The sequence below is a fragment of the Flavobacterium sp. UBA4854 genome (genome assembly GCF_002399805.1).
Lineage (GTDB): Bacteria > Bacteroidota > Bacteroidia > Flavobacteriales > Flavobacteriaceae > Flavobacterium > Flavobacterium ginsengisoli.
This window is the reverse complement of sequence record NZ_DHEI01000057.1, coordinates 19,210-31,837: the sequence shown is the minus strand read 5'-3', so window position 1 is coordinate 31,837 and position 12,628 is coordinate 19,210. Positions and strand designations below refer to the sequence as shown.

Annotated in this window: 9 protein-coding genes and 1 pseudogene; 3 read left to right on the top strand and 7 right to left on the bottom strand. The window is 33.4% G+C overall.

Annotated elements, in window-relative coordinates; all coding sequences use genetic code 11:
- Positions 1-21 precede the first annotated feature (21 nt).
- The 4 genes from B3J44_RS08530 to B3J44_RS08515 form a co-directional block, all read right to left on the bottom strand.
- Positions 22-1,002: an acyl transferase gene (locus B3J44_RS08530; protein ID WP_286967807.1), complete on the bottom strand. Its 981-nt coding sequence runs from the start codon at positions 1,000-1,002 to the stop codon at positions 22-24.
- Positions 1,003-1,141: 139 nt separating this feature from the next.
- Positions 1,142-1,480, bottom strand: coding sequence for a T9SS type A sorting domain-containing protein (locus B3J44_RS08525; protein WP_095928275.1), 339 nt, complete (start codon positions 1,478-1,480; stop codon positions 1,142-1,144).
- A gap of 107 nt (positions 1,481-1,587) precedes the next feature.
- Complete coding sequence (locus B3J44_RS08520) at positions 1,588-2,766, bottom strand: hypothetical protein (RefSeq protein WP_198855447.1); 1,179 nt, start codon at positions 2,764-2,766, stop codon at positions 1,588-1,590.
- Positions 2,767-2,979: 213 nt separating this feature from the next.
- Positions 2,980-5,754, bottom strand: coding sequence for a TonB-dependent receptor (locus B3J44_RS08515; protein ID WP_286967796.1), 2,775 nt, complete (start codon positions 5,752-5,754; stop codon positions 2,980-2,982).
- A gap of 243 nt (positions 5,755-5,997) precedes the next feature.
- On the opposite strand from B3J44_RS08515, the gene B3J44_RS08510 reads away from it, so the two are divergent.
- The 3 genes from B3J44_RS08510 (at position 5,998) to B3J44_RS08500 (ending at position 9,451) form a co-directional block, all read left to right on the top strand.
- A complete protein-coding gene (locus B3J44_RS08510; protein WP_008465097.1) occupies positions 5,998-6,681 on the top strand; it encodes a response regulator transcription factor in 684 nt (227 codons plus the stop codon).
- A gap of 210 nt (positions 6,682-6,891) precedes the next feature.
- On the top strand, positions 6,892-7,977 hold the full coding sequence (locus B3J44_RS08505) for a sensor histidine kinase (protein ID WP_286967794.1): 1,086 nt from the start codon (positions 6,892-6,894) through the stop codon (positions 7,975-7,977).
- A 163-nt stretch (positions 7,978-8,140) separates the two neighbouring features.
- Complete coding sequence (locus B3J44_RS08500; RefSeq protein ID WP_286967792.1) at positions 8,141-9,451, top strand: porin; 1,311 nt, start codon at positions 8,141-8,143, stop codon at positions 9,449-9,451.
- Positions 9,452-9,597: 146 nt separating this feature from the next.
- Here the strand turns inward: B3J44_RS08500 and B3J44_RS08495 are convergent, their stop codons facing one another.
- From B3J44_RS08495 to B3J44_RS08485, 3 genes and pseudogenes are all read right to left on the bottom strand, one after another.
- Positions 9,598-10,677 (bottom strand): glycosyltransferase, encoded by a 1,080-nt coding sequence (locus B3J44_RS08495; RefSeq protein ID WP_286967790.1) that lies wholly within the window; start codon positions 10,675-10,677, stop codon positions 9,598-9,600.
- Between the two features lie 214 nt (positions 10,678-10,891).
- Complete coding sequence (locus B3J44_RS08490) at positions 10,892-11,467, bottom strand: hypothetical protein (RefSeq protein WP_286967789.1); 576 nt, start codon at positions 11,465-11,467, stop codon at positions 10,892-10,894.
- Between the two features lie 63 nt (positions 11,468-11,530).
- A pseudogene (locus B3J44_RS08485) lies at positions 11,531-12,628 on the bottom strand (hypothetical protein); the annotation flags it as partial.

Here is a 12,628-nt window from a genome sequence, read left to right as displayed (position 1 = left end):
ACAAATCAACGATTAACCAATTTAAAGAACCATCAAGTTACATCCACGAATATCAGAATTATCAAAACGTCCTAATACTTCGAAAGAGTTGTTGGGATTTTTTTTGCCTAAATCTTGCGTAGCAATAAAAGAACACGAATTAATATTAGCTAAATCAATTACATTGATTCCGCCAGTTCTTCCGTCTTTTACATAGGTTAAAGCATCTTCTGGATCTCGAACTAAAATATGCATCCAAGAAGGACATTCAAAAACTCCTTCGCCAAGAGAATAAGCTTGCGCTAAAAGCTCCGTCATTCCATATTCTGAATGAATAGATGAAACGCCAAAACCTTTACATAAAATATCATGCAATTCTTCACGAATCATTTCTTTGCGTTTTCCTTTCATTCCTCCAGTTTCCATAATAATGGTATTTTGAAGGTTAAATTGATGTTTTTCAATCAGATCTAATAAAGCATACGTAACTCCAATTAAGATCACATTTTGGCCTGCTTCGTCAAGCTCAAGAAGTTTTTTGATTAAGTCGTCGTGATTGTGCAAATAAAACCCGCTTTCAGGCTGATTAGAGAGTTTTATTAAATCTTCGACCATGTAAATTAACGAAGAGCCTTCGCGTTCTAAATAAGACGGCAAAAGGGCTAAAACAACGTAATCTTCGATATTGCCATAAAACTGAGAAAATCCTTTGCGGTAACTTTCCTCATATAGAGAAACATCGGTCACGATATGTCTGCTAGTAATCATTCCGGTTGTGCCGCTGCTTGTAAAAGTTACTTGTACAGGATCTGTATTAGAAACTACATCATGACTTTTGAAAAACTGAATGGGTAAAAAAGGAATTTGCTGCAGTGATTTTACCTGCTGTGGATTAATTTTTAAAAAATCACAAAAGTCACGATACACTTTATTGTTCTCATGTTGAAAACGAAACACTTTTAATGCTATTTTTTCAAATTGTTTTTGACTTGAAATGGTAAAGATATCGCTGGCTGTAATCAAAACTTTTTTTTGCAAAGATATTATATTTAGTGTTTAGTCGCAGTATTCAGTGACAGTTTTCAATCTTGTTGTGCAGTAAAGTGTGTAAACTAAATACAGGCACTGAGTCTTAAAACTAAAAAAAGCTCCAATGGAGCTTTTATCGTATAATGAGTTTTCGGGTTGCCGATGCGTTTTGTTCACTTATTTTGATGATATATACACCAGGAGGTAATTCTGCAACACTTAGTTCTCTTGAAACTAAATGGGCTTGCAAAACTTTTTTTCCTAAGATGTCAAACACAATAATTTCTTTCTCTAAATCGTTTTTAGACGATATATAGACTTTGCCATTTGTCACTGGGTTAGGATACAAGCTTAAACCCTCAATAGAAGTAGATTCCTGAGTTTTTGGTAATTGCTTGCTGTCTTGCGCCGAAACGCTTACAGTGAAGAAAAATGCCAATAAGAAAGTAATATAAAAGTAGTTTTTTGCCATCGCGTATATTTGGATATTGTAAATATACAAAAAAAATTACAAAAAGTACGCCAAAAAAAAACATCCTAAAGAATTAGGACGTTTTTAACATTATGTGTTCGAAGTGATTAGAAACCTACTGACCATCCAGCAGCCCATGTTGGTTGAGCAATACCAGCTCCAGCTCCAGTTGCAGAAGCTGACTCAACAGCTACAGCAGAAACATTAGCTGAAGTTCCGTCTGTTTTCTTTCCTTTAGTTTTTGTAGCTATATCAGCACCAAATAAGATGTTTGTGATTTTTAAATCTGTACCAACAAAAGCGATAGTTTCATCGTTTTCAACATCAACACCAGTTGCCCAAGCAGTTACTACTACGTTAGAGAATTTAGCTTTAGTTCCTCTTCTTAATTTGATAGCTTGGTTTTCTTGGAAGTTTGCCGTAGAAGCTGTACTTCCAGGTCCAACAAGAGTTAAGTTTGTAATAGTTGGGTTAGAGATTGGAGCAAAAGCGTATCCAAATTCGAAGTTATCAGCTTCAATTCCTCTGTTTCCTTTTCCGAAATCTAATTTACCGTACCAGTTTTCGTTTGTTCCACTCCATCCTTCAGTCCAGTCAAATTGGTCATCTTCGTTACCGATAGAGATTAAGTTTTTAGTATTTACAGTTCCTCCGAAGAATTCAAATCCGTCATCAGCTCCGTAGTAAGCTTGTACGTTTTCAACAGTTGTACCTGAACCAACTCCGAAGAATGAAAGTCCGTTGAATTCTTTTTCAGTATTGAAAGCAGCACCAGCGTACTCAATTCTTAAATATTTAATAGAACCTGAATTGTCATTAGCAACAGTTCCACCATAAGTTAACTCAGCAACTTCAGATGTAGCTGTAGTAGTCTTACCATTATCACGGTTGATTGGTGCTTTTCCACAAATTACTAATCCACCCCATTTACCAGCAGCTTTTACAGAAGCAGTCATAATAACTGGTTTAGCAGCAGTACCGTTTACGTTGATTTTACCACCTTGAGCAACTGCGATGTAAGCAGCAGTTCCACCAGTTCCTTCAATTACTGTTCCAGCAGGAATTGTCAAAGTAGCACCATTTTCTACTTTAATAGCTCCAGTTAATTTGTACGTTTTAGTAGCATCAAGAATTACTTCACCATCAGTAATTTTTCCTTGAAAATTAGCAGGATCTGCTGTAAACGTAGAAGTTGGTTTTTTATCATCATCGTTAGAAGAACAGCTTGTAAGCAAAACTCCTGATAAAGCAAAAACTGTAACGAAATTTAAAATTGATTTTTTCATAATCGTTTTAATAATTTTTTTTGTGTTTAATTTCTGTTGCAAAGATGGATTAGAAATCTTTTTTAGGTGTTAAGCTACTGTAATTGTTAGTTTAATAAAACGAATAGTTTGTATTAAGGAAATGTTAATTTGTTAAGAAAATATTTTGAACTAAAGGGTAAAAAAAAGACAGCTTTTAGAAGCTGTCTTTTTTTAATTAAATATTTTTTCGGTTTAGAACTCGTAACTAAACTGTAGGCTTAAATTCAATCCTTTTTTGTAGCTCAAAACGCTTACATCGCCCGATTTGTTTTCTTGAACTCTGTCTATAGTTGGGTTAAGTAAGTTTTTTGCAACAAAACCAAGGCTATAGTTTTTGTTCAATTTCGATTTTGCAATAAAGTCTAATGAACCAACAGCTTTGTCAACTAAATCACCTTTTTCTAATGTACCAATTGCATTTACTCGATCAGAGAAGTAATTGTAAGCTATAGTTGTTGTCAAATTGCTTTTTTTGTCATTCCATTCGTTGAAGAAAGATAAATCGGCATTTAATAACAAAGGAGAAGCTCCTGTAAATTTACCTGTTGTGTTGGTAAAAGTAGTTGGACGTGTTCCTTGTGTTTCTTCTTGAACTTTTTCGTTATTCAGCTCTTGTTTGCTGTATAAGTAAGATACGTTGATTCCTCCAGTTAATTTTTTAGCATTTTCGCTATCGAAATTAAAAAGTGTTTTCTTGTATTCTACCTCTGCTCCAGCTACATAACCATAATCTCCTGAGTTTACATAAGAGATATCATTTGTAGAAGAGTTAATAACTACCTCGTTAATTGGGTTTAAGATGTATTTTCCGAAACCTGTTACAGAAAGAACTTCATCACTGTTCGGGAATATTTCCCATTTTAAGTCAAAGTTGTAATCATCTGAAGCATATAAAAATGGGTTACCAATTTTAGCTTGTAAAAATTCTTCGTAGATAAAAGGAGATCTTTCTTTGAATTGTGGCAATGTATAAGTTTTACTGAATCCGAAACGTAAATTTTGTTTTTCGTTAAGTTCATATTTCAATACCAAACTTGGTAAGAAAGCTGTTTTGTCTAATTTATCGCTTCCTCCTGCAGGATCTAACTGCGTGCTCCAGTCAACAGTTTGTGTAATAACTTCAGCTCTTAATCCTAAAACTGCAGTAAATTTATTGTTGAATTTGTATTCTGTATTTAAGAAACCGCCATTAATAGTCAAGTCTCCATTATATGTTTGTGGGTCAAGTGCGTTTGGAACTTCTGGTCCTCCACGGAAAGTAGAAATGGTAAAGAAGTTGTTATCCAAGTTTTGTTGGTTGTAGAATAAATCCAAGTTATTTGGGTCTACGATATCACCTGTATGAGAAACTGGGAATGTTGTAGTTTTAAAGTTGAATTGAGTTGCCTCAAAATCTCTGTTTTTAAACCTTCCGTTGTAGCCTAAAGTAAATTTTCCTTTGTAATCTCCTTCTTCATTTTTATTGAATTTGTAGTTTACAGATAAATTTGCCGCTAATTCGTTTTCCTTTAAAGTTTGAAAATAACGGTGGTTGTTTGGCGCAGATTGAGAGTTGATTACATAACCTTGGTCAAGAACATTCATAGTGTTGTATGTTCTGTCTGGAATATCTTGTTTTACAGTATTAAAAGATCCGCCCCAGTTAAATGTGCTTCTATCACTTAATTTGTGCTCTCCTAATAATTGGTTTACCCATAAAGCTGATTTTTCATATTCATTTCTTCGGATGTATCCGTTTCCTTCGTTTGCTAAGTCAACAATATAACCTCTTGATTCTTCTTTTCTTTGAGTAGAGGTATTGATGAACAAAGTATTGAAGTTAATCTTGTTATTACTGTTAATTTTGTACCCAGCATTAAACATTGCAGTGGTATTTGTATTGTATGAAAGATAGTTGTAATCCAAATCTTTTCCAGCAACACCAGCAGCATTAACACTACCCCTTGCAATACCTTCTGTTCTTGAAGCATATTCGTTTGTGAAAGATGCAGTTCCGAAGATATTGATTTTTCCTTCTTCACCAACTTTATAAGAATCACCACCTGAGATTCCAAAAGATCCTCCAATTGGTGTCTTTTTGTCAAATTGCAAAGAACCGTAATTGTATTGTGTCAAAGGATTATTTGGGATTTCAGCTTTACTAAATCCAAAAGCATTTGGTCCTTTTTGTAAAGTAAAGTTGTTTTCGCTAATAGCGTTTGTATTTATTTTTGATTCAAAATCAATTTTTAAGAAACCGTTCCCTTTGTAGTCTTTTGAAACGATGTCAACATTTCCTCCCGCAAAATCTCCAAAGAATTTTCCGTTGTATACTTTGTCGATAGAAACATATTCAATAATATCTGTTGAGAAAATATCTAAGTTGATGTTTTTCTTCTCAGGATCATTTGATGGAATAGGAAGTCCATTCATTGTTGTAGAGTTGTAACGATCTCCTAAACCTCTCACAAAAATATTATTGGTTCCTTCTTGTTTAGTAATACCAGTAGTTTTTACAACAGCATTGGCAACATCGCTCACACCTTTTTTAGAAAGTTCTTGTGCACCAATAGCTTGTTTAATATCTACAGCATTTTTTTGTTCTAGAAGTAAAGCAGATTCTTTTTGTTTGCCTCCAGTTGAAGCTTGAACCACTACATCTTTAAGAGTATAACTTCCTGATGAAAGTCCTTGATTAACCACTACAGTTTCATTTGCTTTTACAGCAACAGGAGCTTCTACAGATTCATATCCTAAAAAACTAAAGATTAAAGTATAGTTTCCAGGATTTACGCTTAAGGAATATTTTCCGTCTACGTCGGTATTTGCGCTAATATTTGTACCTTTAACTAAAACATTAGCAAATGGTAGAGATGCGTTGTTCATATCTTTGTCAGTTAGAACTCCAGAAATCGTACCTTTGTTTTGCGCGATCGAAATCGTACAGATAAATAATGCAATAAAGAGAAATCTTAAATTGAATTTCATTTTTTTCAGTGTTGTGTTTGTGTCTTAATTATTTTTGTGCAAAGAAAGAACCGCTCTGTGAAGTCCATGTTACCGGCTTGTTATGTTTTTGTGTTGTTAAGATTATCAAATTGTTACGAGATTAAATTACGGTTAACACCATTTTTTAAAGGTTCTTTTGTTAGTATATTTACCCTGTGAAATAAGAAATATCGAATGTTTAATGAAGAAGTTTCGATATAAAAATCTCAATTTTTGCTATTTATGAAAAAAACACAAACTAAGATTTTATTAGTTGACGACGAACCAGATATCTTAGAAATCGTTGGCTATAACCTTGCTCAGGAAGGCTACCAGATTGTTACAGCTTCTAATGGAAAAGATGCTATAGCAAAAGCGCAGAAAGAGCTGCCAGAATTAATCATTATGGACGTGATGATGGCAGAAATGGACGGAATGGAGGCTTGCGAGCATATTAGAAAAATTCCAGAATTAAATAATGTTATCATAACATTTCTTACAGCAAGAAGTGAAGATTATTCTCAAGTGGCTGGTTTTGACGCTGGTGCAGATGACTACATTACCAAGCCAATTAAACCAAAATTGTTGGTATCAAAAGTAAAGGCTTTGTTAAGAAGGTTAAAAGAACAAGAAGTTGTTACAGATACTTTAAATGTAGGCGGAATCGAGATTAACCGTGAGGAATACAAAATCATAAAAGGCAATGTAGAAATTGCTTTGCCAAGAAAAGAATTCGAATTGTTTTATCTATTGGCTTCAAAACCAGGGAAAGTTTTTAAAAGAGACGAAATCTTGGATAAAGTTTGGGGTAATGAAGTTGTAGTTGGAGGAAGAACAATTGATGTTCACATCAGAAAACTGCGCGAGAAAATAGGAGAAGATCTTTTTAAAACTATAAAAGGTGTTGGTTACAAATTTGAAGTTTAGTATTTCTATAAAAAGTGAACCAAATAAGTAATATAAGTTCATTTAAAATTATAGTTTACTTTAAAATAAAAAAGCTCATTTTTGTCAAAGTCTTGACTTTGATAAAGATGGGCTTTTCAAAATTATTATTTATTCCAAAAAAAAGTTATTTTTAAATGAACTTATATTACTTATATGGTGAAAAATAATCTTTAATATTTAACTATTTCAATGAAAATTAATTTTAAAAAAACATACAAATTCGCCATAAAATCGGCATTGTATATCAGTCTCTTTACAACAGCATTTGTACTGATGTTAATGTCATTATTTTATAAAAATCAATTAAAACATCAAGTTGCGTTTGGAATAATTTTCATAATCGTAATCTATATTTTTTCTTTTCTGGTTTTACAATATCGTGTAGAACGCTTTATTTACCGAAGAGTGAAGAAAATTTACGATGAGGTTTCGTTGCTAGAATCCACAACATTAATCAATCAGCCGATTAATACCGATATGGAAACGCTTTCGCGTGAAGTGAAAAAGTTTGCGACGGATAAAAAACTTGAAATCGAAATGCTCGAAATCCGCGAACAATATAGAAGAGAGTTTTTAGGAAACGTTTCGCACGAACTAAAAACACCTTTATTTACGGTTCAAGGTTACGTTTCAACTTTGCTTGATGGCGCAATGGACGATAAAAATATCAGAAAAAAATATTTAAAGCGTGCCGAAAAAGGGGTAGAGCGTCTTATTTATATTGTTGAAGATTTGGATATGATTACCAAATTAGAATCGGGAGATTTAGATTTAAATATTACTGATTTTGATATTGTTGAACTAATTCAGAATGTCTTTGAGCTTTTGGAAATGAAGGCAGACAAAAAGAAAATTAAACTGGCTTTTGAAAGCAAAAATGTACAGTCTGTAATGATAAGAGGAGATCAAGACAGAATTCAACAAGTGTTGGAAAATCTGATTGTGAATTCTATTAAATACGGAAAAGAAGGCGGTTTGACTGAAGTTGGAGTAGTAAATTTAACCAAGAAAAAAGTCTTAATCCGTATTAGCGATAACGGAGAAGGTGTTGAAAAACAAAACATTCCAAGACTTTTTGAACGTTTTTACAGAGTAGATAAAAGCGGTACAAGATCTGAAGGCGGTTCTGGTTTAGGATTGGCGATTGTAAAACATATTATTGAAGCTCATAAAGAGAAAGTTTACGTAGAAAGTGAGTTCGGAATTGGCTCTGAATTCTCTTTTACACTCGAAAAAGCAAATAAAACGACAAAAATTGACGTTAAAAAATCGTAACGTCAGTTTTGCTGAAAGCCCTAAAACAAAGGTGTTTAACAATAAATAAACATACGGATTTAGGTCATAACATTAAATTTTTATTATAGTAACATCTGGTTAATGATTTCTTAACATAGGTGCTCCATCTTTGCATCCTGAAATTAAGGGAATTACAGAACTAATGATAAAAAGAAAACTATTAGCCGTTTTATTACTGCTAACTTGTGCAGCCAATGCACAAGAAACAAATAAGCAAGAGCTGAATAAACAGGATGTAAAAAACGAAGTAATGCGTATTTTAGATTCTATAAACAAAGCAAAACTTCCGGAAACCAAGTCTGGAGGAGGAGTTGAAGAACATTGGTACGATAGAATCTCCTTAAGAGGTTACGCACAGATTAGATACAATGGTTTACTTTCTACAAACGATAAAGTTTCTTGCGAACAATGTGATAGATCTTGGGGGACTACTTCTACAGCTCCAGATGCAAAAGCAAATAACGGACTTTTTATTCGCCGTGCTCGTTTAGTGTTTTCTGGACAAGTACATCCGAATGTATTTTTTTATTTTCAACCCGATTTTGCAAGTTCACCAGCAAGTGGAATTAATAATTTTGTGCAGATTCGTGACTTGTATTTTGATCTTTCTTTCGACAAGAAAAAAGAATATCGTGTTCGTGTTGGACAAAGTAAAATCCCGTACGGTTTTGAAAACATGCAATCAAGTTCGCAACGTTTAACTTTAGACCGTGCCGATGCAATCAACTCTTCAATCTTAAATGAACGTGATTTAGGAATATTCTTTTACTGGGCTCCAGCCGAAATTAGACAGCGTTTTGAAATGTTGGTTAAAGACGGTTACAAAGGTTCTGGAGATTTTGGTGTTTTTGCTTTTGGAGTTTACAATGGTCAGATTGCAAATAAACTAGACGGAAACAGAGACTTAAATGTTGTGGCAAGAGTAACCTATCCTTTTGTTATTGGAAGTCAGATTATAGAACCAGGAATTCAGGCTTATACTGGTAAATGGGCTTTTACGGGAGAAGTTTCGTCAGGAGTTATTGTTAACGATCCTCAATATGTAAAAGATCAGAGAGTGGGAGCAACTTTCGTTTTATATCCGAGACCATTCGGAATCCAGACAGAATATAATATAGGAACTGGACCTAGATACAATACTCTTACCAATACCATTGACCAAACCGATTTGAACGGTGGTTATGTTTTATTAAACTATAAATGGGATATTAAAAAGCAGCGTATTTATCCTTTCGCCAAATTTCAATATTATGACGGAGGAAAAAAATACGAAAAAGATGCTAGAAGCTACGTCGTTAGAGATTACGAATTTGGCATAGAATGGCAGCCAATCAAAGCATTTGAATTTACTGCTGAATATGTAGTGGCAGACAGAAGCTTTGTAGACAGTGCACTTCCAATAAACAGACAACAAGGAAATGTGCTTAGATTACAAGCGCAGTTTAACTTCTAAATCGACACAGATTAGAAGCATTTGCTGTCGCAAAGACGCTTATGAAAACTGATTTCTTTATATAAAAAATGAAAAACCTCCAGCTTTAACTGGAGGTTTTTTTTATAGCGAAAAACAACTTATAGATCCGTTTTATCGGCGTGCAATTATGCAGTTTTGTCTTCAAAAACCTTAAATAGAGAATCCCAGTCAATGTTATTTTCAAATTGTGTTAATCCTTTAAACGATTTTACTTTTGATAAATCTTCAATACTAAAGTCGTCTTGCATTGCATAAGGCACAAGATTTTCTTCCTGAAGTTTTATGGCTAGATATTCCTGTTCATATTGACCAGGTGTCGGAATAAAAAAAGCTTTTTTGCCTAGTTTTGCCAAATCCATTACAGTTGTATATCCAGAACGGCATAAAACAAATTCACTTTCATTAAAAGTCTGTTCTAACTGTTTAGAGTTCATGAAATTATAATAGGTAACATTTCCTGATTCTCTTTTAGTCTGTGTTTTTTCTACAACACCTTGTACAAAAACAACTTTTCCAGGATAATTTGCGGCTTCTTTTTGCAGTTTTTCATCCAAGAAAGTACGTTGCGGTTCTGGTCCAGACAATATAATCATTAAATCATATATTTTTGGAGTATCCTTTTTCTTCATTCGGCTTAACGGACCGATATATTTTAGATTTAGTTCATTCGATTTTAAATGACCTAAATCTCCTGTTAAGTTTATTTTTTCATTAGTATCAGGAACCCAGCATTCATTATATTTTTTAATGAAATACTGATGGCATTTACTTGTAAACCAAGTTGTATTTCCTGTCATTACATTCAGTTGATGCGTAATAAAAACAGAAGGCACTTTCTTGCTGAAAACTCCTAATCTATTGTCTGAGATGATGCCGTCAATACCATGTTTTTTAATCCAATGATTGATCATTTTTTTCTCATCCAAAACGGCAGTAATCATTTTTGGAAGATTTTTGATCAGCTTCCATTTAAAGTTTTTACCATTCTTTGCATATTCAATATGGTAAGAAGGTAATTCTAAAGTTTGTATGTAAGGAAATTCTTTTCGCAATAAAGACAATGCAATTCCGTCTGAAGCAATAATAGGAATGTAATTATTCTCTTGAAGCGCTTTGATAATAGGAATGCATCTAGTGGCATGTCCAAGTCCCCAATTTAATGGAGCAATTAAAATAGTTTTATTCGCAGAATAATCTATGCTCATTTTTAACACGTTTTAAAAACGAAGATAGACAAATATGTTTTTTATGTTATTTCGAGGGTATTACTAAATTATTAATTTAAGGTTCTAAGTTTCTAAGATGCTAAGTCGCTAAGCTCAAAGATTTTCTGTTAAAAAAATTAAGCCGAACTATTAGTTCGGCTTAATTTGTTAATCTTAGAAACTTAGCGACTTAGAGTCTCAGCATCTTAGAAATTTAATCCTGAATATACGTTTTATTACCATTTTTGTTAATGTAGTATTTACCGCCTCTTGGTCCAGTATATACTTTTTTACCATTGTATTCGCCAGTAACTTTATCTGGAACAGCAGGTGCTTTTTCGTTAGTTTCCTTTAAAGTCTTAGTTGCCGATTTTTTAGCAGCTGTGGCATCTTTCTTAGCAGCGTCAGCTTTTGCGGTAGAGCTTTTTGCATCGGCTTTAGCTTTATCTGCGCTTGTTTTTGCTTTGTCAGCAGTGCTTTTCGCTTTATCAGATTCTACAGTAGCTTTTTTTGCATCAGCTTTAGCTTTAGTAGCTTGTTTGTCTGCTGTCTTTTTTGCTGCGTCTGCAGTTTCTTTCTTTGCTTTAGACGAAGCTGCTTTTGCATCGTCAGCAGCTTTTTTAGATTTTGTAGCTTCTTTTTTGGCATCAGCCGAAGCTTTGTCTGCAGTTGTTTTTGCTTTTTTTGCTGAAGCTTCTGTTTTACTTTTTGTAGTTTTTGCAGTTGTTTCTTGTGCATAAAAATTAGAAGAGAAAACAACCATTAAACAGAACAATACTAATTTTTTCATAGGGTTAGATATTTAAATTTCAATTAAAATTAAGCAATTTATTGTCATCTTTTTCGCAACCAATTAAAAATATGCACGAAGCTGAACATTTCCTGTATGAATGGTAGATCCAGTATCGCTTTTGCGTCCTTGATAATTTAAATTAACATCCAAAAAAGACGTAATGTTCTTTTGTAGAAGAAGTTTCCAAACCAAATTTGATCCTGCTTGAAGCCCTTCCAGCATCTGAAAACCTACAGACGAAAACTCGTTTCCATTAAATTTATTTTCATAAAAAGAAAATTCGCCATTTACGGTTACTTTCCTTTCGCCCGCATAAGAAAAAGAAGTTCCAATTCTGTTTTGGTCCAAAGTTTCGAAATTTCCAATTTGGTTTTTCTTGCTTTGAAGTTCATAAAAGAAATCCAGTTTGGTGTTTTTAGAAAATAAATAACTCACTTTGGGCGCCAATTGCCAACCTTGAATATCATAGTTTTTCTCTGTAAAATCTTTAGAAACCAAATCAGTTTTTATGGTTTTGCTAAAGAAATTAAACAGCCAGCTTTTTTGATATAAATGTGTGTATTGAATTTGATGCGAATAATTCTGGACGTTTTGTGAGCCAATAGAAAGTAAACTTTTGCCTTTGTTTACCAAATATGAATACGTAACAGAATGTTTTTGCTTGCCTCGATTGTAAAATAAACTGTTTCTAAAACTCGAATTCAGTCCTAAAATATTTTCCTCTGAGGAATTAAACGGATTAAGTTCTAGTTTTTCGCCTTCGCTTTTTACCTTTCGATCCATTATAAAAGAAGTCTGATTATAGAAATAAGACAACAGTTTTTTGAAACCTTTTTCATTTTGCCACTGTAACGGATTCAAAGTTAAGGATTGCGAAAACTTGTTTTGATTGGTTTTAATATAAATCTGATTCGGCAAAAAGACTCTCACATATCTCGCTTGGTCTTGGTAAACGGCAATTTCAAACTCTTCCAATTCCTGAATTCCGTTTCCGTTATAATCGTTCCAAGTGTAAACTCCTTGTCCTGTAGGTACTTCTACATAAGTAAATTCCTGTTGAGCGATAGTTCCAGAACTCGTTTCGTAAGTCGTTCCAATTTGCATGAGCTGATTAAAAAAACGATCATTGTATAAAATCCTTGAATTTAATGACGGTTC